Below are 22,872 nucleotides of genomic sequence, written 5' to 3' on the forward strand. Positions count from 1 at the left end.
GGATGGCACCGGCGTTGCCGGTGTTCGCGGGCCAAGCCCGCTCCCACCGGGATCGCGCCAGATCTTGGAAATTGAGCAAGACAGTTGCTCCCACAGGCCCCACACAAGTTTCAGGGCCTGTAAAGATCCATGTAGGAGCGGGTTCACCCGCGAAGAGGCCCGACCAGCCAACACAAGGCTAATGCCCAGCCCCCGCAACGGTGTATCATCCGCCCCCAAAATCATTAAAAAGCGAGTCGCGCGCTGCCCACCAGCCCTGCGACCTTCTGGCGTTGCGCCAGATTCGACACTGGACCCACACCGTGCCCCTCGCCCTGCTGACCTTCGCCCTGGCCCTGACCGCCTGCACCAGCCACCCAGCGCCCCACCCCAGCAGCAACCTGGGCTGGAACCACCCCGGCATGCAGCTGGGCGGCGACAACGGCCTGCCCATGCGCACCGAAAGCCCCTGCCGCAAGCGCGGCTGCGACAATGACAAGCTGTTCTTCAACCCGGGCAAAAGCGAGCCGAGCGTTACCACGATCCACCGCGGCTGGTAAGAAAATTCTCCTTTTGGGCCGGTGACTTAGGTCTTTTGCGAACATTCGCAACGAAGTGGTTTACAGACGCCAAACGATCGCTATAATGACGTCCCATTGCCGGTATAGCTCAGATGGTAGAGCAACTGACTTGTAATCAGTAGGTCCCGGGTTCGATTCCTGGTGCCGGCACCATTCAAGGTTCCATAGAAAGCTTTCAAAATCTCTGGAACCCCCGAAAAACCCGCCTTCTGGCGGGTTTTTTCGTTTTGGCGTTCCGTCGGATTCCGAGGGTAGCCAGCGCTAATAAGGGTAGTTTTAAGGATAGAGGTCCGTTTCGATATCGGAGACTACCCTTATGGCCCGCACCACTGCCCCGCTTACAGACACCGCCTGTCGCACGGCGAAGCCCAGAGAGCGCGAGTACAAGCTCTTCGACGGCGACGGTCTTTACCTGCTTGTGCAACCCAACGGCCGCAAAGGCTGGCGACTCAGGTACGTGAAACCCGATGGCCGCGAAGGCCTGACCGCCCTCGGCAGCTATCCGGTGGTCGGGCTGGGCGACGCACGCCGCAAGCGCTTCGAGATCAAGCAGCAGCTCGCCAATGGCATAGACCCCATCCAGTACAAGCAACAAACCAAGACCCAGGCCGTGATCAACGGGCGGACCTTCGAAAGCATTGCGCTCGACTGGCACGCGAGCATGGTGCCCAAGTGGGCGCCCGGCCACGCCAAAACAGTGCTCAGCCGATTGAAGACCCACGTGTTCCCTTTAATCGGTGCCAGAGCAATCGTTGAGTTGGACACCCACGACCTCATGCAACCACTGGAAGCCGTGACGAAGCGCGGTACCATCGACGTGGCGCTCAGGATCAAGAACTACCTGCAAAGCATCATGCGCGAAGCCAAACGGCTTCGGCTGATCACGGCGAACCCAGCCCACGACCTCTATGGGTCGATCAAAACACCACGGGTTACACATCGACCCGCACTACCCTTATCGCGGTTGCCTGAGCTACTGGCGCGTATCGACGGCTACAAAGGTCGCCCGCTGACGCGCCTCACGGTGGTGCTGTCTTTGCATGTGTTCGTACGCTCCAGTGAGCTGCGTTTCGCCCGCTGGAATGAATTCGACCTCAAGCGAAGTATTTGGGAGATCCCCGACACCCGCCCGGCGCTGGACGGCGTGCCCTTTTCCACAAGGGGTACAAAGATGGCCGGGGACATTCACGTTGTACCCTTATCGCCGCAAGCAGTGGCCTTGCTTGAGCAGATCCACGCGATCACCGGCAAGTTCGACCTGGTGTTCGCGGGGGATGCCAAACCGTGGAAACCGATGTCCGAGAACACGGTGAATGCAGCGCTCAGGACGATGGGCTACGACACCAAGGTGGATATCTGCGGCCACGGGTTCCGAGCCATGGCGTGCAGTGCGCTGGTCGAGTCCGGGCTGTGGTCGGAGACGGCTATCGAGCGACAGATGAGCCACAAGGAACGCAACAACGTGCGCGCCGCCTATACCCACAAGGCTGAGTTCCTCGAAGAGCGCCGGATGATCATGACCTGGTGGAGCCGGTTTCTGGAGGCGAACCGCGAGGACCATGTGACGCCACATGAGTTTTCCAAGCAGAAGGGCGAGAACGTCACGCGCCTTCGCAGTGCCAAGAAGACCGAGTAGCCCGCCGCACCACCTCCCCAGGCTTGCTGTGAAGTTACCCACAGCCCCGCATCAAGCTCCTCCGCGCGGGTCCATTGAAACGAGGCGGCAAAGCCGCCCCGTTTCAATGGACCTGATCTTATTAAAAGCGACTGGCACAGTTATCGTCTGTGGAAAACCACTGATGTCCACCCGGGGATAGTTTTATCCACAGGCGCTAACCACCTGAAATCGCTCTACTTGACGAACATTGTCCACAAGCGTAGACCGGTAGATGCAAGCGCTGCCGAGGCAGCCGAATGTGGCCAGAAACCTGAAAGGTCACGCCGCAACCGCGGTGGTTCACCCCAAGTACGATTCGCGTCCGGTAGCTCGTACGGTCACTACCCATGTGATGGATGCCAACTAAATATCGTTGCCCCTGCGGCAGCCACCCTACCCTCCTGCCCAGCAGCAATCTATCCGCTTGGCCATTCCGTTTGCGCCAACCTGCGCCCGTCTCTTTCTCTGGAAAGAGACGGGCGCTCCTACCACTGCTGCAGCCCTTATCGCACATGGCTTTGCGGCAATTCCCCTCGTGACAATTGGCGTGACAAACGCCGATGTCACCAGCAACAGCCATGCAGATGATGGTGCCGCAGACCAGGGAATGGACTGCACCTGACTGACAGTCAGGCATGCCCCGGTCATCGCAGTGCTGTGTTCACCCGGCTCAGGATCTCGCGGCGCTGGTCTCGTCAGCCAGTGCTGCCTCCACCCGCCCACCGGTAACGGTGCTCAGGAGGCCAGATTCGTGAGATGCCCTTGCTCCCGGACGTAAGGAGCCGCCAGTCCCGCGTAGTGGACATTCCCCACAGGTCGCAGGGGCCTTGATCCCTGATAACACTCAACATTCTTGGCGGGATGACGTGGGGCGAGAATCGGAGACCAGGCGATGAGGTGATTCGACATGGCATTGGTGGGTAGACGCGATGGCCGTAATTTCGGCTACGGCAGGCAACTGAGCTATGCAGGGCCGCAGGCGCTGAAAGACATGTTCGGCGGCGGCCACTACGGCACGGTGAAGGCACACTGTGATCGGTGGCAGGCATTCGTCAGATGGTGCCGCTCCGAACAAGGGCCCGGTATCAATGATGCGCGGCAGATTGATCGGAAGGTATTGGCGGACTATGCGGCGTACCTGCGCGATGCGGTTGGGTGCGGTAGCCTTGCCATCAGCACCGCACAAAACCGCCTATCCAGCGTTAACAGGACAATGGCGGCGCTGCGCGGTGATCAGTGTGTGAAATTGCCCTGTCCGAGCAAGGCGTTGGGAATGCAGCGCACCGGAGTTCGCCAATCGGCTCCGCAAGGCCAAGACCGCGAACAGGTTAAGCAGATCGTCGATGCGCTTTGTCGCGATCATCAGCAACGGGCCGCAGCGATTGTTCTGTTGGCGCGAGCCACCGGCATGCGCCTGCGTGAGGCCATCTTGGCTGACCTGCCACGGCTAAGCCGCGAGGCTAACGACCTGGGCAAAATTAATATTCAAGATGGCACCAAAGGCGGCCGCGCTGGCGCATCTGCGCCACGCTGGATTGCGGTGGACGACCATGTGCGAGATGCACTCGGGTTTGCACGGCAGGTGTCGCCTGTGGGTAGCCGCAACCTGATCGCACCCCAGCAAACCTACCTGAATGTCCTGAAAGAAATCATCCGCCCTGCGCGGGACATCCTGCATGCACACAACCTCAAAGGCTTCCATGAGCTACGAGCGGCCTACGCATGTGAGCGTTATGAGCAAAACACCCAACACCGCGCACCTATCAACGGCGGTGAATGTTGCCAGGTAGATCGCAACCTTGATCGCGAGGCCCGGAGACAAATCAGCTATGAGCTGGGACACGGTCGGATCGACGTAGCTGCTGCCTATATTGGAGGACAGGCATGAGCAAGCCATTCGATATGGATTTGTTCTTGGCTGGCGTTCTGACCGGCTCGCACGCAACCCGGCAACGCCATGTGCGACAGGCAAAAATCATCCAGGCCGAAATTGCGAAGCGCTGGCAACTAGAAACGCCTTGGGCTTGGCAGAAAAAGCATCTGACCTGGTTTCTCAAGCACCACCTTAGCCACCGCAGTGAGGCGACAAGTTACTACTACTTGCTGACGGTCCGTCTGCTCGCTCGACGTCTAGGGACGTCATGGCTTTTCCATCTTTAATTGCGACCTGGCGCTATCGGATATCGCCATCAGAAATTAGCAAGAAGCAGAGCGAGATATCTAGAGTTCCTGTATTGCTACAGTGTAACCGCTCCATGAACCTAACATTAAAGCTCCTAGCACAGAACTGTGTGGAGCAGTAGGCAGCCATTCCTACCCTGATCTATTGTTCAGTAATCATGGGATGCAGAGCTCTAATTTCTTATCGCTTTTTCTGAGAGACAGCATTTTGACTAAAAGTGGTAATTCCTAATTCCATTCCAGCTCTATCAATGATAGCTTATTCCAAAATTTGATAGAGGTGTTTGGTATGAGCAAAAAAGAAGATAAGCCATCTCAAATTTTTTTTGATTACAAGAACTTGATTGAAACGCTCTCGCGGGTGGAGGAAGCATTCGCTGCGCGCCGATTAAAGTGCCACTCCGGTAGCGCGCTTGGCTCGTTGTTTTCCTCAATACGCCGGATAGCTAAAAAATCAGAGAATTTGAATGAAAGACAGTGGCATAAATCTTTTATTAAGTCCACTGAGGCCATACGTATACTCAACGCTGTCGAGGCCGTGCTAGATGACATTGGAGCGCAGGAGGCGATTCATCGTATTACGACGAGTGACATGAATCTTGGTACCCGACAAGAGTCTAATGGAAAGGATGCATTATGGGAGCTTGATTTGTATAGACGCTTCAAACTAGGAGGCGTACCCGTTTGTTTCGAAGAGCCGGATTTAGTAGTGTCTCTTGGCGAGAGCCACGGGGAGTACGCTATAGCATGTAAGAAAATATATTCCAGAGCCGGTGCTCAAGAATCCTTCAAGGTGGGGTGTAATCAACTTAAAACTCATGAAAAGCCAGGAGTGGTTGCCTTCAATCTAGATGATATTCTCCCCAAGGGCCCTTTGTTTGGATTTTCTTCAGAGACTGAACTCAAGGAGCGCATTGATAAGTTTAATACAAAATTTATACGGGAAAATGAGCGTTACTTTGCACACATAGCAAGTCGAGGGGCGTGTGATGGCGTGCTGGTCTCCACGTCGTTCATTGCTCACGTGCCAGATATGGATCCGCCAATTAATATGATTCGGACATCTGCATCATGGACTAGTCGAAAGGAACCGAATGTACAGAATCGCTTCAAAGCCTTCATTGAGTGTCACGACAGAATCTATGAGAATGCTCGCGTGTGATCCCGTTGAAAAATTGGTGATGGTTTCCGCACAGAAAAATTCTCGCCCGGCCTTGTAACAAGGCTTTGAAGTCTTCCATGATCGCGCATGCGGCAGACGCTCCAGCACGGGGCGCAGCCAAGCAAGGCTCGCCTCCACCTTCCTTCAAAGGTAAAAGGCCTCGAAACTTGGAGGCCTATGCACTTTAATTCTTACTAGTAGAAGAGAGCTTACGGGGATGTAAAAATCTTGAGATCCACATCAAGCTCATCTGCAGTGCTCAGCCAATCTTCAATTAGTTGATACGCCTGAATACTTGTGGGCGAACACGCTAGCGGGCTCTGCATACTTCTTGTGAAATGACTAGCTGAGAAAGAGTTTCCGGCAACAATCCAAATCTCCTTCTTACATTTCATCGATACTCTCCGCTCACAGATAACATCCCAAACTCTCTCAGAGAGTGAATCATCAAGTGGTGCAGGATGATTAATAGAACCTTCCACTAACCTGTAACGTGTGTCTAGCGGAAACTCAGCACCAGCAGCGGGCCAAGCTTGCTTCCATGTAGAGAAGTTCCCAGGCTTCACCCTTTTAAGCCCTGAAATCAACATGTGAACGTTTTTTATTGCCTGACTTCCAACTTCCGCAATAGCACCGGCTGGAGATTGAGGGTTTAATGAATCACCACACTTAACATGAACAAAGCACAATTTTTCCGGCGAAGACAAAATGAAATCAGCAGGCTCAACACCCATATCACAACAAAGAACAATATCACAAGCAGGGATATATGTTGCGAAAGGACCCAGTGCTCCAATTGGGGTTGTTTGGTCCCCATAGCCTTTCAGCAAGTCGATCAAATAAAATATCGAATCCGTATCAAAATCAGCTCTAGTAGTCCGATGATACTTATGGTCGAGAGTGTGCCCCTTCTCCCTGAGAGCTGGAGCTCTAAGTGCGTCAAGCGGAAAAATGGCATTGCCTGCAAAGCTTTCTTCAGCAGGAATTCCGCGTTCGTAGGGTAAGGCTAGCTTGTAAAAAGCTCCTGCCAGATACGTTACACCGTCCTCGTACAGCACTTTCAATCTATGTCCGGAATTCAAATACTCCACTATCCACTCGATATCAGCTCTTCCTTCTGACGCTCCACTTAGAGCAACTTCAAAAAGCCCATCATCATCCGAGTAACCTAACGAAAGCTCTATAAGATCACCTTGAGCGTCGAAAGTAATCCCCTGCTGATAGTCAACATAAACAAATTCAGGATAAATCACTCCGTGATTCGTAGCTTCAGGGCCCTCAAGATCGGTAAAATCTAGCAGCACTGACAAAATTTCTGACGTGGGTTTTTCGCTGACCGGCTGAGCATAGGACTTGATAAGTCGCCCAGCATTCCCTCCAGCATTGATACATTGGCTTATCGTATCGACCCATTCAGAAATGTCTTGAAGAGTGAAGTTGGATTCTTTTTGATCGACAACCCGCCCGGACCTAGCGCCAATGTAAAAACTACTGTCTCTTTTGCCGTCCAGGCCAATATTATCGACCTTCACCATAGTTAATGCGTAACGGGAGTTACTTTGACTGCCGCGCCCGCCATCAAGATTCTGCCCTTTCAATGCTACGGACTCTGGACGGCGCAAAGCCCGGCCAATAGCACGAGCGTGAGTTTCCTTAATCTGATTAATTGCTGTTTTAGCAGCCAAAGCAGTCAGCTTGTCAATATGAATTGCATTACCAAGCCTATACTGCTCCTGATTATAATAACGGCCACCGCCGCTATCGAAGATAGCGACACCAGAATCAATTTCTTTTACCACAACTACATGCAGCCTAGGCTCAAAGAAAAGCTTATTTGCAAAAAACTTTGAACTTTTGAACTCAACATAAATCATGACCTGCAAATCAAGAACTTCCTCATAAGATTTGACTAGCGATCCAGAACCATGCAATTCCCAATACAATCGATCCATCAGTAGCGGCAGAGAGAAATCAACCTCTTTTTGTACAAAGCAGACTGACGCATGAGGGATCTTGAGATCGTCTTCTGGATCAACACTATTGAGGTCAACTCTTTCTTTGAACTTCCCATCAAAATAACTATATCTTGGAAAGCTCTCTAAGAAAGATTCAATCAAGTAACTTGTGCTTAACGAGCTAACAAATTCGCCTGCACCACCATTGGCGAGATAGCTATCAAATTTTTGATATCCATCCCACATGCCCTCATTTGCCCCGCGGCTCAGGTCGATCACCAGCGGTTGGGTTGCTCCATACCGGCGTACAATCCGACCTACTGCCTGAACTAGCTCACGACCACTACCCAGTTCATAGGTAAGTATCAGTAACTTAGCCTCAGGGATGTCAACTCCTTCATCAAGCTTGTGCTGGTGAATTATCACCCGCACCCCCTCAACTTTAAGAGCTGGACCAACTCGCTTAAATTTATTTTGCGCCTCGTCGATTTCTAGTCGCTCGTGCACGCTTGCCGTGATAAATGATTGAGACAGGAGTTCATGGTATTTTAATATCTCTTCCAGACTCTTGCATTTCACGATACATTTCACATCTTCATTTGCACCTAGGTAGCCTACAATGCCTGCAAGCAAATCTTCCTCCCTATCAACTTGCTCATACAGGGGTTCCATAATAACCCCATCATCGATCGCCTCTTTAAATGTAAAAACATAAAAATGATCGGTACTTACGTTCAGCTCAAACAAATCATTACGATAAGGAGTTGCCGTAACCACTACTTTCATAGCTGCGGACTGACGTATTATCTCACGCCAAACTGGAGAGGGCTCAGAGTGCCCTTCATCTACAATAATTAGATCAAAATCGCTTTGGACATTCTTTAATTCTTCGTCACTCAGCATCGTCAGCTTTTGAAAGCTTGTGATATAAACTCCGTCACCCTGATCAAAATTAGAGTCCCTATAGGTTTTCTTTAACTCAAACTCTTGATCACCAATTGTATTACGGAAGAATTTTTTCGAAATCTCTTTAAATAACTGATCTTTCACGGCCTTTCTGTGACATATCACAAGAACCTTCAAGGCATCTGACAGATGTGATATAAGAGAGATAACTCCTGTTTTCCCCGCACCTGTCGGCAGGTTGATCAGAAAGCCTCTCTCAGTATCATTCTCTTCGGCATACCTTACGAAGCTGCGCACTGCTTCTAACTGACACTTTCTTAGCTTTTCTTCAGTAGAATCCAGATATTCCAAGATAGTCACAGCGGTCTTCCATGTAATTGAATAGGGTCTTTTAAGATCTTCAGGCCACGATGCGGAGGCGCGGCATCAAAACGCCATTATTCCATACACCTCAGCGCCAATGGTAGATACTTGATCAGCCCATATACATATAGGAGACGATCGAGCTTCCTTTCACCGGAGGATGCGAGACCATCCTTCGTCCGCTCTGGGCTAGGGAGTCCTCTACCAACTGCACCTTTGGGTCATCCACAGGAACCAATATTCGAAAGGGTGGCTGCCACGCCTCAAGGAGGCAATTCTTTAATAGATCTCCTGGCATGAGTGACAGGTTGGGGTGCCTTTAAAAGGATATTTTTAGAGATATAGCGGGGAGTAAGTTTATAAAAAATATATACAAAACATATAGTTATAGTTAATTTCGACTCCTGGTGCCGCACCATACGCAGTATCAAAAAAGGCTCACCGAAAGGTGGGCCTTTTTTGTTTTCATGCGACAGCCCCACTGACCCTGCCAGTTTCAAACCACCCCATGCATAAAGAACTCAACCGGTACGCTGAAAAACTCAGCAAATCCCTTTATCTGGGCAACTGTCATCTTCCGCTTGTTATTCAAAATTTCTGAGACGGCGCTCTGGGTCGCTATCGCAGCAAGGTCCTTCTGCTTCACGCCTCTGTCCGCCAGCAAAAAGGCCAGCGCTTCAGCCTGACTGGCGAAGGGGACCAACACCGCCTCACTCTCGTACTCATAGACACGATCAGCGACCATCTCCGCAAAGCGTGCCGCTGCGTGGCCTTCGCTGTCGGCATGAGCGTAGAGCTCATCGAGCAATGCCATGCACGCCTGGAGTTCTACATCATCCTTGATCGGGTCATGGCAGGCGGCCAGAAGCTGGGCCATGGTTGCCATCTGGGCGTTCAGGCCATCCAGCATGGGTGAAATATTAGCGATGAAGGCATCTAGTCCATTGGCTTCGATTTTATCCCGCTTCATGGTTGTCACCTGTCGAATCGGTAGGTTTTGGGCAAGTGCCAGGCTGCTACCTGACATCGCTCTTGCACCACTTGTCGTTCTCCGCGTGCGACAGAATGGCCTTGATATAGAGGGTGCCCGTTCGTGTGTTGAGCCATGCGATCAGGCGGCATTCGTTTTTCTTGATATCAAATACATAGACATCAAGCGGCCCTTTTTGGCTGGCGGGCCTGAGTTTTGAACAAGGAATGCGGTCAACGTTCCAGCCAGAGGCGGTAGACCACGTATCCCTTAGCTGCTCAAAAGACTCGAAGCGCAACGTCGCCCTATCAAAGGTCGTGAGCCACAGGCTCAGGGGGGCTTTCCACTGGGCGTGAGCTTCGATGGCTTTGGTAACCGCCGCTTTCGTTATCACTCGCATCGTGTTGTCTCGGCGTACCAAGGTGCCTACAAATTATTCCGGATCCAGATATCTGTCAAGCAGATATCTGGATCCGGAATACATGCCCTGCTATGGTCCGCCGAGATATTGATGTCGATCAAGCTGAATAGCGAGCCGAGGTATAGGTTGGGGACATAGTCCTGAGGGAAGCTGACCATGGCCAAGAGTTTCCCCACCAACCCCAGCCACCCCGAGCGCATCTGCTGGGGATGCGACCTGTACTGCCCTGCCAAGTCACTGGCCTGTGGCAATGGGGCGAGTCGGACCATGCACCCGGTGGAGCTGTTTGGGGAGGACTGGGACAGTTTCGAGGACCGGCTGGAGAAGCCGATTGAGCCAGGCCGAGCGGCTGAGCCCAAGTGAAAGGGGGCCGCTTTGCGCGGCCCCTTGTAGGAGCGGCTTTAGCCGCGAACACCGGCAAAGCCGGTGCCATTCACCGTGTCGCCTGCTTCGCGGGTAAACCCGCTCCTACAGTCGCGATTGGGCTGCACAGCAGCCCCGGCATTTTCTGCATTTGCGCGGCCCATCGCGACGCAAGGCCGCTCCTACACTTGACCGCGTCCGGTTAGAACGCGGTGCTGACAGTCAGCGACAGGTTGCGCGGGTCGCCATAAATCGCCCCGGCATAGAACCCGTACTGGGTGTAGTAGTGCTTGTCGAACAGGTTGTTGGCGTTGAGGCTGACGCTGGTGTCGTCGGTCAGCTGGTACTTGGCCATGGCATTCCAGATGGCATAACCGGACCAGTTCACGTCAGTGGCACCATTGCTCACGCCATTGGTGGGCTGGCCAGCGGGGCTGGAAATGGCGCGGATGTTGGTCTGCGCAGTCACGCCAGCACCCAGGGTAAGGCGGTCGAGCGGGCCGCTCAGGCGGTAGGTGGTCGAGGCCTTGAACAGGTGTGACGGGTCGCTGCGGCCGTCGCTGTCGATGCGGCGGAAATGCAGGTAGGTGTAACCGCCGTATACGTTCCAGTTCGGGGTCAGGGCGCCGGCGACTTCCAGGTCGATACCGTCGGTTTCCACGCCGGAACCTGCCTTGTAGGCGCTGGCACCGGTTGGCGTGGTCAGGTCGCCATCCAGCACCGCCTTGTTTTCCTGCTTGGTGCGAAAGTACGCCGCCGAGGCGTTCAGGCGGCCGTCGAACCACTCGCCCTTGACCCCAGTCTCGTAGCTTTGCCCACGAATCGGCTCGACCTTGCTGCCGCTCACGGTTTCCGAAGTTTGCGGGGTGAAGATGTCGGTGTAACTGGCGTACAGCGAGTAGTTGTCGTTGAGGTCATAAACGGCGCCCAGGTACGGGGTGACGATGCCGTTCTCTTCCTGGCTGCTGCGCTCACCGGCCACGCTGCGGGTAACTGACGAGTAGTTGCTGGTGCGCACGCCGACAATCACCGACAACGGGTCGGTAATGCTCAGGCGGGTGGCGGCGTACATGCCTTGCAGGCGGGTGGTGGTCTTGCTGTGCAGGCCGGTACGCGAGGCGATGATGTCGTAGTCGTCATCCACGCCATTGTGCCAGTTGGTAACCGGGAAGCCGTTGTTGGCGCGGAACTGGCAGCCCAGTGCGGGTGCGCTGGCCATGCCGTCGCCAACCATGGTGCAGGTGTATTGCGGCGACCAGCCGACGGTGCGGCTGTCGTTGTAGCCGACCATCGCCTGGTGGGTACGGCCGAACAGCTGGAACGGGCCGGACAGGTCGATCTGCGCCGACTGCTGGGTGGTGTCGCTGGAGCTGTGCAGGCCGTTCAGCACCGCGCCGCTGCCGTCTTGGTCCCAGTAGCCGCCATAGGTGCCGCGCCCTGCCGAGTTGACCTTGGCCAGGCCGCGGTGGTTGAGGGCTTCGGTGGTGGCCTGGGAGGCTTTCAGGTCCAGGGCCCAGTCGTTGTCGAAGCGGTGCTCCAGCGAGCCAAATGCAGTACGCGTGGTGTATTCGCCAAAACTCCAGCTGGGCACTACGTTGGTGCTGCGCGGCAGGTCGGTCTTGCTGCCATCGCGGTACCACAGCGGGATGTTCGCACCCCAGCCGCCACCAACCACCTTGTTGTACTCGTACTGGTAGCCGGCACCGAGGGTGGTGGCGTCGTCCAGGTCGAACTCGAAATTGGCCAGCGCGGCGCGGGAGCGCTCGGACTGGTTGTCGCGGAACGAGTTGGCGTCCTGCTGGGTCATCACGAAGCGCGATCGCAGGCGGCCATCCTCGGACAGCGGCAGGTTCAGGTCAGCGCCCAGGCGGCGCTTGTCCCAGCTGCCGTAGGTGGCGTAGGCACTGCCGCCAAAGGTTCTGCCCGGTGCCTTGCGGATCAGGTTGACCGTGGCCGAAGGGTCGCCGGTGCCGCCCAGCAGGCCGTTGGCGCCACGCACGATGTCGATACGCTCGTACAGGTCCATGTTCAGCGCGTTGCCGCTGCCGCTGAAATCGGAGCCGCCCTGGGTCTGCAGGCCATCGACCTTCCAGTTGCTGATCGAATAACCACGGGCACGATAGTCGGTACGCCCGCCCACCTCGGACTTGTTGGCCGTTACGCCCGGCGTGGTTTCCAGCGCCTGCTCGATGGTGTGAATGCCACGGTCTTCCATCTGCTGGCGGGTGATGGTGGTGACCGACTGCGGCGTCTGCCGCGGGGTCAGGTCCAGGCCGGTGGAGCTGCGGGTGCTTTCGACGGTGTAGCCGATCTGGCCAGTATCGTCAGCGGACAGCAGGGCGCTGTCTTCGATCTGCGTGGCGTCCAGTTCCAGCGGTTTGCCGTCGGCAGCCATGGCACCGCCACTGATGGCGACGGCAACGAAGAAGGCCAACGGGTTGAGGCGACTGCCGCCTCGGCTGATGGGGGTGAAGACTTTCGGGGTGCTCATGGGATTCATTTGGGAAGACTTCGTATTTGCAGATGATTTTTTGTTAGGATTCTAGGGATCGGCCCCTCGGGCTCCAGACCCGACATGTACGGGGATGTAATTGAACGTAACGAGCGCCACCGGCCCTCACCGAACAGGTGTTTTTTCCGCATGAGCACGACCCTGCTGGTCGTCGACGATGACGACGAGATTCGCGAACTTCTTTGTGATTACCTGACAGATGCCGGCTACACCGTGCTGGCTGCTGCCGATGGCGAACAGATGCGCGAACAGCTGGCCCGGCACAAAGTGGAGCTGGTGGTACTCGACCTGATGCTGCCTGGCGAAGACGGCCTGAGCCTGTGCCGCCAGCTGCAAGCCACGCCTGGGCTGGCAGTGATCATGCTGTCGGCCAAGGGCAGCACACTGGACCGCATCATCGGCCTGGAAGTGGGTGCCGACGACTATCTGGCCAAGCCTTTCGAGCCACGCGAACTGATCGCCAGGATCAAGGCCGTGTTGCGTCGCCCACAACGCCTGGACGCACCCGCCGAGGCACCTGCGCCGGTGGAAGCCCTGATGTTCGCCGGTTTTCGCCTGGAACAGGTCAAGCGCCTGCTCACCCGCCCCGATGGCGAAACCCTGACCCTGCCACGCTCCGACTACCGCGTGCTGCGCGAATTGCTGGAAGCCAACAACCGGGTGGTATCCCGCGACCAGCTGACCCGCAGTGCGTTTGGCCGCGACCACCTGCCCGACGACCGCTCGGTGGACATGTGCGTCAGCCGCCTGCGCCAGCACTTGCGCCGCGCGCCGGCCGGTGCCGCGCAAATCCTCACCATCCGCAACGAAGGCTATTTGCTGAGCATCGCCGACAACCAGGCCGATGCCTGACATGCGCTGGCTCCGCCGGTTGTGGCCGCGCACCTTGTTTGGTCAGCTGCTGCTGATCATGGTCAGTGGCACGCTGGTGATCCAGCTGATGTCGAGCAGCATCTGGTTTGATGTGCGTTTCGCCCAGGTGCTTGAGGCGCCCATCCGGCTGATCGCCGCGCGCAGTGCACCGCTGATTGCCCAGGCTGACTGCCACGCCGGCACGCTGCAGGCGCCAACCCACTACCAGCTGCGCTGCGCCGAAAGCCTGCCCACCCCGGAGCATGACGAGCGCCGCGGGCGCAGACGAGTCGAGTTGTTGCTGCACCAGGCCCTCAAGTACGAACTAGGGCATGCCCAGGACGTGCGCCTGATGAAGGTGCAACTGACGGATGAACAGGGCCAGCCAATCGTCTGGCGCAGCCTGTTCGGCCTGCGTACGGCTCAGGCACATATCCAGTTCGCGGTGCCGACGGCGGATGGCCATTGGTTGACCATCGATGGCCAGGAACTGCAGGGCTGGAGCGGCGAGTCGGCCTGGGTGCTGATCAGTGATTACCTGTTGCGGGTGTATGCACTGCGTATCGCCGCCGTATTGCTGGTGTGCCTGATTGCCGTGCGTTTGTGCCTACGCCCGCTGCGGCGCCTGGCCGATGCCGCACGCGGTCTGGGCGGCAACCTGGAGCAGCCGCCCTTGGCGCTGGATGGCCCGGAGGAAGTGCGCCAGGCCGCCCAGGCCTTCAACGCCATGCAGCAGCGGCTGATTGCCATGGTCAACGACAAGGCCTACTTCCTCGCCGCCGTGTCCCACGACCTGCGCACCCCGCTGACCCGTATGCGCCTGCGCCTGGAGCGCCTGCCCGACGATGAACACCGCCAGCGCCTGCGGCAGAACATCACGCAGATGGACGACATGATCGGCCAGGTACTCGATTACCTGCGTGCGGGGGAGCAGCAGAATTTGCAGCAGGTGGACCTGGACCGGCTGGTGGCACGCCAGTGCGCGGACCTGGCCACTGCCGAAGAGCCACTACCGGTGCGCGGCCAGGCGGGCAGCTTGCGCGTCGATGCCCTGTTGCTGCAGCGCTGCCTGCAGAACCTGTTGGTCAATGCGCTGCGCTATGCCAAGGATGTCTCGGTCACGCTGGAGCGGGCGACCACGGGGGTGTTCATCCATATCGACGACCGCGGGCCGGGGATTGCGCCGGGCTTGCTGGCGACCATTACCGACCCGTTTGTGCGTGGTGAGGGCTCGCGCAATCACGCGTCCGGTGGATATGGGCTGGGGTTGAGCATTGCCCAACGGATTGCCACCAGCCATGGCGGTGAGCTGATGCTGTCGAACCGCGAAGGGGGCGGCTTGCGGGTTAGCGTGTTGCTGCCCTGTTAAGCCTTGCGGTCCCCTGTAGGAGCGCACCCGCATTACAAAGGACTGCATGAACCTGGGCATACGCATTCAGGTAACAGTCTTTTACCGATTACCCAGGTTTTCCCCTCCCCGCCTTTGCCTATCCTATGCCCGGTCATCCTGCCTGCGATGGACCCATGAAACACTCTCTACCCAGCCGCTACGCCTGCCTCGTACTCTGCCTTGTATTTGCCTTCGCCAGCCTGCCGCTACTGCCCCAGCATGCCTGGCTTTGGCCGCTGACGCTGATCACCGCGATGCTCAGCCTGGTCGGCCTCAATGACTTGCGCCAGAGCCACCACGCGGTGCGCCGCAACTACCCGATCCTGGGCAACATCCGCTACCTGATCGAAACCATTCGCCCGGAAATCCGCCAGTACCTGATCGAAGGCGACGACGACAAGCTACCGTTCTCCCGCTCGCAGCGCTCGTTGGTCTACGCCCGCGCCAAGAACGAAAGCGCCGAGAAAGCCTTCGGTACGCTCAACGATGCCTACAAGCCCGGCTTCGAGTTCATCAGCCATTCGATGCTGCCGGTGGCCACGCCAGACCCGGCATCGTTCCGCATTGCCATCGGCGGGCCGCAGTGCCGCCTGCCCTACTCGGCCTCGATCTTCAACATTTCGGCCATGAGCTTTGGCGCCCTCAGCGCCAACGCCATCGCTGCGCTCAACCGTGGAGCACGCATGGGCCGTTTTGCCCATGACACTGGCGAAGGCAGCATCAGCCCATACCACCGCGAACACGGGGGGGACCTGATCTGGGAGATCGGCAGTGGTTACTTCGGCTGCCGTACCGAGGACGGCCGCTTCGACCCGCAGCGTTTCGCCGAGCAAGCGCGCTCGCCACAAGTGAAGATGATCGAGATCAAGCTCAGCCAGGGCGCCAAGCCAGGCCACGGCGGCATCCTGCCGGGGCACAAGGTCAGCGCCGAGATTGCCCAGACCCGTGGCGTGCGCGTAGGCGAGGACTGCATTTCGCCGGCGGCGCACAGCGCCTTCCGCACGCCGGTCGAGTTGCTGCATTTCATTGCCAGCCTGCGCGAGCTGTCGGGTGGCAAGCCGGTGGGCTTCAAGTTCTGCCTGGGCCACCCGTGGGAGTTCATGGGCATTGCCAAGGCCATGCTGGCCACCGGTATTACCCCGGACTTCATCGTCGTCGATGGCAAGGAAGGCGGCACTGGCGCAGCACCACGCGAGTTCAGCGACAACATGGGCGTGCCGATGCGCGAAGGCCTGATGTTCGTGCACAACACACTGGTCGGCCTGAACCTGCGCTCCAGCATTCGCATTGGCGCAGCAGGCAAGATCGTCAGCGCCTTCGACATTGCCAGCGTATTGGCCATTGGGGCTGACTGGGTCAACTCGGCACGCGGCTTCATGTTTGCCATTGGCTGCATCCAGTCGCAGAGCTGCCACACCAACAAGTGCCCGACCGGCGTGGCCACACAAGACCCATTGCGCCAGCGCGCCCTGGTGGTGCCGGACAAGGCCGAGCGGGTAGCCAGCTTCCACCGCAACACGCTGCATGCACTGGCAGAGATGCTGGCCGCCGCAGGCCTGGAGCACCCTTCGGAGCTTAAGCCCAAGCACCTGGCACGGCGTATCAGCTCCAGCGAGATTGGCTTGTTCTCGGACTTGCACACGTTCCTCAAACCGGGCGAATTGCTCAGTGGCTCGATTGAAAGCGAGTTTTATGCGCGGATGTGGCGGATGGCACGTAGCGACAGTTTTGCGCCGGAGACTGGGGAGAGAGAGGTGGAGGTTGCAGAGGTGCGGCGTAGGGAAGTGGAGCCGGCGTAAAGGCAGGGGGCCGCGTTGCGCCCCATTCGCGGGGCAAGCCCGCTCCCACAGAGACGGAATGCAATCCCCTGTGGGAGCGGCCTTGTGCCGCGAAGGGGCTGCAAAGCAGCCCCTAGGCCATCAGCTCAGAATCAGAAGATGCTGATCGGGTACTCGACGAATACGCGGACTTCGTTGCCGTCGTCGTTGTAACCGTTCTGCTGCACGGCATTGTTGGTACGCAGGAACGAGCTACGCAGCTTGATCGACAGGTCCTTGGCCGGGCCGTCCTGCACCACGTAACGGATCTGGTTGAAGAGCTCGCGCTCTTTACCTTCGCCGAAGCCCTGCGGGTTGGCGTTGTTGCGGGTGTTGATGTTGTCACCCACCACGTAGGCCAGCTTGTAGGTCAGGCCCGGGATGCCGTAGCCACCGAAGTCCAGGCCGTAGCCCAGCTGCCAGGAGCGCTCGTCTTCGGCGTTGAAGTCGGACCAGTACGAGTTGGCCAGGTAGATGGTCGAACCACCGTCACCCACGCCACCGGCGTTCTGGTAGAAGCCGTAGTTGTAGCCAGTGCTGCCGGTGCTGCGCTGGTGGGCGATGGTGAACGAGTGCGCACCGTAGGCGTAGGTAGCCGCCAGGCTCCAGATGGTGTTGGAGTCGCCGTTCAGGCCAGCAGCCTTGACGTACTTGTTGTTGATGTCCGACTTGTAGCCGTTGAAGTCCAGGGTCAGGGACTGGTCGCTGGCGATCGGGAAGACGTAGTTCAAGCCCAGGTAGTGCTTGCGCATCACATCTTCGTTGTCTGCGGTGTACAGCGAACCGCTGAAGTTGTCGGTGAACTTGTAGCTACCACCGAGAACGTTGATCGACTTCAGGCCACCACCGTCACGGCGCTCGGCGCTCTTGCGCGCTTCCTGGGTGAAGCGGCCGGCGTTCAGTTCCAGGCCCTGGATTTCTTTCGAGGTAATCAGGGTACCGGTGAAGCTTTCTGGCAGCAGGCGCGCGTCGTCGTACTGCAGCACTGGCAGTGCTGGCATCTGGTCACCGTACTTCAGCACGGTGTTGGAGATGCGGAATTTCACTGCAGCGCCACCACGGGCCAGGTTGTGCGGCGAGCTGGCGTTGCCTTCGGCGTTGGTGGTTTCGTGCGGCTTGAAGAAGTCGACGCCGCCGCCACCGTTGTGGCCTTTGCCGCCATCAAGGCGCAGGGCGTACAGGCCGAAAGCGTCAACACCGACGCCGACAGTGCCTTGGGTGAAACCGGAGGAGAAGTTACCGATGACTGCCTGACCCCATTCGATCTGGTCGTCGGTGCCGTGCTTCTTGTCACGGTTGATGTAGGCGTTGCGCAGAAGGACGTTGGCGTGGCTGTCCTCGATGAAGCCCTTGCTCTCGGCCTGGTCATTGGCCTGAGCCTGGGTCGCGGCGATCATCGCCAGGGCGACCAGGCTGATCCTGGTTTTCAACATGTTGTTTTCCTTATTTCTTAATCAAAAACGCTCTGCAATATGACGCCAGGAACCAACGCCCCTACGTAGGTTCGACGCTATGCGGATCCAGACTGGAAGGCCCTACCGGTAAGTGCACGGCGGCCTTTGACAGCCGCATGGCCAAGGTCTTGGCCAGCAGGCGTTGGCCGAATCCTAGCCGTGTGCGATTACAAATGTCAAAAACTCGTGAAATGCAGGTTGATATAACCAAAATCAACGGCGGCTCTGGGGCATTTCCACGCATATTTGCGCTATCGGTGGGTATTTTGTCTTTTGTCAGATTTGTCATCTTGACCAACCCGACAAATCCGCACGGGCGCGCACTATACAGAAGGCGTAGTTACAAAGTGATACATATGTAAAGACAACCCTTTACAAATAGGCAAGCAACAGCAAATAGCAAGCATTACCATCCGCATCTCTTTTTCACCTGCCCGGTCCGGATGTGCCCATGCTTGTACCCTGCCGCCTTTCACCGCTGACGCTTGGCCTGTCGCTGCTGTTCAGCGCCAGCCTGGCCAGTGCCGCCACCACCACCCTGCCAGAACTGTCGGTCACCGCCGACAGCGAGCGAGAAAAGGACAACCCACGCGTCAAGGAAGTGAGCACCGCCACGCGCACCTCGACCCCGGTGCGTTATGTGCCACAGGCAATCGACACGGTGAAAACCGCCAATGTGCTGGATTACGGCAGCAACACCCTGGGCAAGGCACTAGAGGGCATCCCCAACGTTAGCAGCGGCGCCGACACCCGCTTCGACAGCGTGCGCATCCGTGGCTTCGAGGCCAGCAATGACTTCTACCTGGACGGCATTCGCGACGACAGCCAGTACATCCGCGACCTGCACAACATCGAGCGGGTCGAGGTGCTGAAGGGGCCGGCGGCGGTGCTGTATGGCCGTGGCAGCCAGGGCGGTATCGTCAACCGGGTCAGCAAGGCGCCCGAGCCAGGCCGCCGCTCCAGCCTTGAAGCACAGGCCGGCAGCGAAGACCTGCGCAGCCTGTATGCCGACCTCAGCGCCGACCCCAGCGACACCGTCAGCCTGCGCCTGAACATGGGCAACCAGGACAACAACAGCTTCCGCGATGGCGTTCACGGCAGCCGCCAGTTGTTTGCCCCGTCGATCAGCTGGCAAATCAACCCCGACCTGAACTGGCTGGTGCAATATGAATACAGCCGCTACAACCGCACCCCGGACCGCGGTATCCCCGGGGTCAACGGCCGCCCGGCCGATGTCAGCCGCAGCACCACTTACGGCGACCAGCGCGACTACATCGACGACCACGCGCAGTCACTGCGTTCGCGCCTTAACTACCAGCTGAATGAAACCTGGCAGCTGCGCCATACCCTGGGCCTGTTCAAGCTCGACAGCGAGTTCGACAACACCTATGTCACGGCCTACAACGCCGGCACCAATACCTTGACCCGCCAACGCTGGCAGCAGGACCTGAACACCCGCAACCTGTTCAACAACCTGGAGGCCGAGGGCGACTTCGACACCCTAGGCCTGGAGCACAAGTTGCTGCTGGGCCTGGAATTTGGCAACCAGAAGCGTGACCCGGTGCTGTACAGCGCTGGTAACCAGACACTGCCGGGCTTGGGCAAACCTGGCCGCGAGCAGCAGCACCCGGGCAAACTGGCGCTGTCGAGTGACAATCACACCGTGGTCGATAGCCGTGGCCTTTACCTGCAGGACCAGATCCGCCTTAACGATCAGTGGCAGATCCTGGCTGGTGTGCGCTTCGACCAGTTCGAAGTGGAAACCACCAACAAGGACAACGTAACCGAACCGCAGGACAGCAACAGCACCAGCCCACGCCTCGGCGTGGTCTACACCCCGTGGCGTGACCATTCGTTCTATGCCTCGTGGAGCAAGACCTTCTCGCCGGTGGGCGGCGGCCTGATCGGCATCACCCCGGGCGCGCCGGGCAACGCCAACGACACCAAGCCGGAGGAAACCCGGCAGAAGGAAATCGGGGTGAAAAGCGACTGGCTCGACCAGCGCCTGACCACCACCTTGGCCATCTATGAGCTGGAGCTGTACAACCGCCGTACGCGCGACCCGAACGACCCGAATATCACCTTGCTCAGCGGCCTGCAGCGTTCGCGTGGCATCGAGCTGACCGCCACCGGCAATATCGTTGGCAACTGGTATGTACGCGGCGGTATCGGCTTGCAGGATGCGACCATCGTCGAGGACAACAACGGCCAGGAAGGCAACCGCATCAATGACGTGGCCAAGCGCAACGGCAGCCTGTTCGTGACCTGGAAACCGGAGCTGGGCTGGTATGCCGAAACCGGCCTGACGCTGGTGGGTGAGCGTTATGCGGACAACCAGAACACCACGGTGATGCCGGGTTATGGCCGTTGGGATGCGCTGGCGGGGTATCGCACCCATGACTGGGATGTGCGGGCGGCATTGAGCAACATTGCCGACAAGACCTACTACAGCTCGGCGACCAGCGCGGCGCAGATCCAGGTGGGGGACCCGCGTAGCCTGGTGGTGACGGGTAGCTATAGCTTCTGATCTTTGTTGGCTGTACCGGCCTCTTCGCGGGTGAACCCGCTCCTACAGGTACTGCACACAGACCTGTAGGAGCGGCTTTAGCCGCGAAGAGGCCGGCACATGTGTAATCAATCAGTGCCACACCGCCATCAGCGCCTGCATCTCTGCTTCACTGATCAGCCCCTGGGGGTAGCGTCCGGCAAGCAGACGTCGTGGGTCGGTCGTCCTGACCCTGATGCTTCCATGGTGTTTCAACCACGTCGCCACAAGCCTGAGCGATGGGTGATTCACTGCCGATGGGCGCAAAGCCGACTCACTTGCTGCGTTCATTTCTACACGTACTCCCTGGCCCGTGAGCGGCAAATTTACGTAAGTATTGTTACAGAACCGAGAGCGCGGCCTGGCCGAGCTATCTACTTGAAAAACAATACAAAACATATGCCATCGCTGACTGCCGGACGTCGCCGGAAAAAAAGGCCCGTCACATGACGGGCCTTTCTCATCGTGCAGGCATTCAGCGTTTGACCGGCGCCGGCTGCTGCTGGGTCAGGCAGTGGATGTTGCCACCACCCAGCAACAACTCGCGGCCAGGGATCATCACCACCTCGTGGTCGGGGAAGATCTTCGCCAGGATCGCTCTGGCTTCGGCATCTGCCGGGTCGTCGAAGCTTGGCGCAATGATGCCGCCGTTGACGATCAGGAAGTTCACGTACGAGCCGGCCAGGCGCACCGACGGATCGCGCTCCTGGCTGCCGGCCACCTGATCGACACCGGCACACTCTTCGGCGGTGGCGAACAGCGGGCCCGGGATCGGCATCTTGTGCACGATGAACTCACGGCCCTTGGCGTCGCGGGTGTTCTTCAACACCTCCATGGCTGCATGGCAACGTGCATAGTTGGGGTCGTTGGAATCATCGGTCCAGGCCAGTAACACTTCACCTGGGCGTACGTAACAGCAGAAGTTGTCGACGTGGCCGTCGGTTTCATCGTTGTACAGGCCATCTGGCAGCCAGACCACGGTGTCGACCGCCAGCTGGTCGCGCAGCACCGCTTCGATCTGCTCGCGGTTCAGGTGCGGGTTGCGGTTGTGGTTGAGCAGGCACTCCTCGGTGGTGATCACGGTGCCTTCGCCGTCCACGTGGATGGAACCGCCCTCAAGCACGAAGCCTTCAGTGTGGTAACGCTGACAGCGCTCCATTTCCAGGACCTTGGCTGCCAGTTCCTCGTCGCGGTTCCACGGTGCGTACAGGCCACCCTCGAAACCACCCCAGGCATTGAACCCCCAGTCCACGCCGCGCACTTCACCTTGGTCGTTGATGACGAAGGTTGGGCCGGTATCACGTACCCAGGCGTCGTCATTGCTGATTTCGACCACGCGGATGTTCGGCTGGTCGAGCTGGCGACGGGCATTCTCGTACTGGCCGGCGGAGACCGCGACGGTTACCGGTTCAAAGCGGGCAATGGCCTTGGCCAAGGTTACATGGGCCGCCTGCGCCGGCTTGCCGCCCAGGCGCCAGTTGTCCGAGCGCTCCGGCCAGACCATCCACACCTGGGTTTGCGCAGCCCACTCGGCGGGCATATGGAAACCATCGGCACGGGGCGTGGAGTTGAGGGTTTTCATGGGTGACCTCTGTGATGGCCCTGAGCCGGTGTTTGCCGGGGGCATTGATCAATTGGATAACAATCTGGTGTGAGCATTCTTAAGGGTACGATACCCCCATTACGGGCATTTTATAGCCGATATATATCGATAACAACAAGCTGCCTAACCTATTTATTGCAGTATTATTTGGTAGAAAGCCG

At 57.7% G+C, this 22,872-nt stretch carries 17 protein-coding genes and 1 tRNA gene; 11 read left to right on the forward strand and 7 right to left on the reverse strand.

The window, feature by feature from the left end; all coding sequences use genetic code 11:
* Window positions 1-272: 272 nt before the first annotated feature.
* The 6 genes from ACIP1G_RS29660 (at window position 273) to ACIP1G_RS29685 (ending at window position 5,560) form a co-directional block, all read left to right on the forward strand.
* Complete coding sequence (locus ACIP1G_RS29660; protein ID WP_400743701.1) at window positions 273-539, forward strand: hypothetical protein; 267 nt, start codon at window positions 273-275, stop codon at window positions 537-539.
* Between the two features lie 98 nt (window positions 540-637).
* Window positions 638-713, forward strand: a tRNA-Thr gene (locus ACIP1G_RS29665).
* 163 nt (window positions 714-876) lie between these two features.
* The gene (locus tag ACIP1G_RS29670) at window positions 877-2,196 is read left to right on the forward strand and encodes a tyrosine-type recombinase/integrase (protein WP_400743704.1); all 1,320 of its coding nucleotides are present in this window, start codon (window positions 877-879) and stop codon (window positions 2,194-2,196) included.
* A 928-nt stretch (window positions 2,197-3,124) separates the two neighbouring features.
* The gene (locus ACIP1G_RS29675; protein ID WP_400743706.1) at window positions 3,125-4,105 is read left to right on the forward strand and encodes an integrase domain-containing protein; all 981 of its coding nucleotides are present in this window, start codon (window positions 3,125-3,127) and stop codon (window positions 4,103-4,105) included.
* Entirely contained in the window at window positions 4,102-4,377 is a 276-nt protein-coding gene (locus ACIP1G_RS29680; protein ID WP_125488208.1) for a hypothetical protein, read from the forward strand. The genes ACIP1G_RS29675 and ACIP1G_RS29680 overlap by 4 nt, the downstream gene beginning before the upstream one ends.
* 310 nt (window positions 4,378-4,687) lie before the next feature.
* Window positions 4,688-5,560, forward strand: coding sequence for a hypothetical protein (locus tag ACIP1G_RS29685; RefSeq protein ID WP_400743709.1), 873 nt, complete (start codon window positions 4,688-4,690; stop codon window positions 5,558-5,560).
* 209 nt (window positions 5,561-5,769) lie between these two features.
* Here ACIP1G_RS29685 and ACIP1G_RS29690 read toward each other — a convergent pair whose 3' ends face one another.
* The 3 genes from ACIP1G_RS29690 to ACIP1G_RS29700 all read right to left on the reverse strand — a co-directional run bounded on the left by ACIP1G_RS29690 (window position 5,770) and on the right by ACIP1G_RS29700 (window position 10,154).
* On the reverse strand, window positions 5,770-8,781 hold the full coding sequence (locus ACIP1G_RS29690; RefSeq protein ID WP_400743712.1) for a DEAD/DEAH box helicase: 3,012 nt from the start codon (window positions 8,779-8,781) through the stop codon (window positions 5,770-5,772).
* Between the two features lie 499 nt (window positions 8,782-9,280).
* On the reverse strand, window positions 9,281-9,754 hold the full coding sequence (locus tag ACIP1G_RS29695) for a type II toxin-antitoxin system HigA family antitoxin (protein WP_400743714.1): 474 nt from the start codon (window positions 9,752-9,754) through the stop codon (window positions 9,281-9,283).
* Window positions 9,755-9,800: 46 nt separating this feature from the next.
* Window positions 9,801-10,154, reverse strand: a complete 354-nt coding sequence (locus tag ACIP1G_RS29700; protein ID WP_400743717.1) for a type II toxin-antitoxin system HigB family toxin — start codon at window positions 10,152-10,154, stop codon at window positions 9,801-9,803.
* A 177-nt stretch (window positions 10,155-10,331) separates the two neighbouring features.
* Between ACIP1G_RS29700 and ACIP1G_RS29705 the strand changes: the two genes are divergently transcribed.
* Window positions 10,332-10,538, forward strand: a complete 207-nt coding sequence (locus ACIP1G_RS29705; RefSeq protein ID WP_400743718.1) for a DUF3079 domain-containing protein — start codon at window positions 10,332-10,334, stop codon at window positions 10,536-10,538.
* 202 nt (window positions 10,539-10,740) lie between these two features.
* Here the strand turns inward: ACIP1G_RS29705 and ACIP1G_RS29710 are convergent, their stop codons facing one another.
* Window positions 10,741-13,038, reverse strand: coding sequence for a TonB-dependent siderophore receptor (locus ACIP1G_RS29710; protein WP_400743720.1), 2,298 nt, complete (start codon window positions 13,036-13,038; stop codon window positions 10,741-10,743).
* A 141-nt stretch (window positions 13,039-13,179) separates the two neighbouring features.
* Here ACIP1G_RS29710 and ACIP1G_RS29715 point away from each other — a divergent pair, with 141 nt between their 5' ends.
* From ACIP1G_RS29715 to ACIP1G_RS29725, 3 genes are all read left to right on the forward strand, one after another.
* Window positions 13,180-13,902: a response regulator gene (locus ACIP1G_RS29715; RefSeq protein ID WP_400743723.1), complete on the forward strand. Its 723-nt coding sequence runs from the start codon at window positions 13,180-13,182 to the stop codon at window positions 13,900-13,902.
* A gap of 1 nt (window position 13,903) precedes the next feature.
* Entirely contained in the window at window positions 13,904-15,271 is a 1,368-nt protein-coding gene (locus ACIP1G_RS29720) for an ATP-binding protein (RefSeq protein WP_400743726.1), read from the forward strand.
* A gap of 155 nt (window positions 15,272-15,426) precedes the next feature.
* Window positions 15,427-17,091 carry an FMN-binding glutamate synthase family protein gene (locus ACIP1G_RS29725; protein WP_400743729.1) on the forward strand — a complete coding sequence of 555 codons (1,665 nt, stop codon included), beginning with the start codon at window positions 15,427-15,429 and terminating at the stop codon, window positions 17,089-17,091.
* Window positions 17,092-17,222: 131 nt separating this feature from the next.
* Here ACIP1G_RS29725 and ACIP1G_RS29730 read toward each other — a convergent pair whose 3' ends face one another.
* A complete protein-coding gene (locus ACIP1G_RS29730) occupies window positions 17,223-18,542 on the reverse strand; it encodes an OprD family porin (RefSeq protein WP_400743731.1) in 1,320 nt (439 codons plus the stop codon).
* Window positions 18,543-19,014: 472 nt separating this feature from the next.
* On the opposite strand from ACIP1G_RS29730, the gene ACIP1G_RS29735 reads away from it, so the two are divergent.
* A complete protein-coding gene (locus ACIP1G_RS29735; protein ID WP_400743734.1) occupies window positions 19,015-21,090 on the forward strand; it encodes a TonB-dependent receptor in 2,076 nt (691 codons plus the stop codon).
* Window positions 21,091-21,201: 111 nt separating this feature from the next.
* Here the strand turns inward: ACIP1G_RS29735 and ACIP1G_RS29740 are convergent, their stop codons facing one another.
* Both ACIP1G_RS29740 and aguA read right to left on the reverse strand, forming a co-directional pair.
* A complete protein-coding gene (locus tag ACIP1G_RS29740) occupies window positions 21,202-21,399 on the reverse strand; it encodes a hypothetical protein (protein WP_400743736.1) in 198 nt (65 codons plus the stop codon).
* 184 nt (window positions 21,400-21,583) lie between these two features.
* A complete protein-coding gene (gene aguA / locus ACIP1G_RS29745) occupies window positions 21,584-22,690 on the reverse strand; it encodes an agmatine deiminase (protein ID WP_400743739.1) in 1,107 nt (368 codons plus the stop codon).
* Between the last annotated feature and the right edge of the window lie 182 nt (window positions 22,691-22,872).

This window comes from Pseudomonas sp. NPDC089392, from assembly GCF_044749595.1.
Taxonomy (GTDB): Bacteria; Pseudomonadota; Gammaproteobacteria; order Pseudomonadales; family Pseudomonadaceae; genus Aquipseudomonas.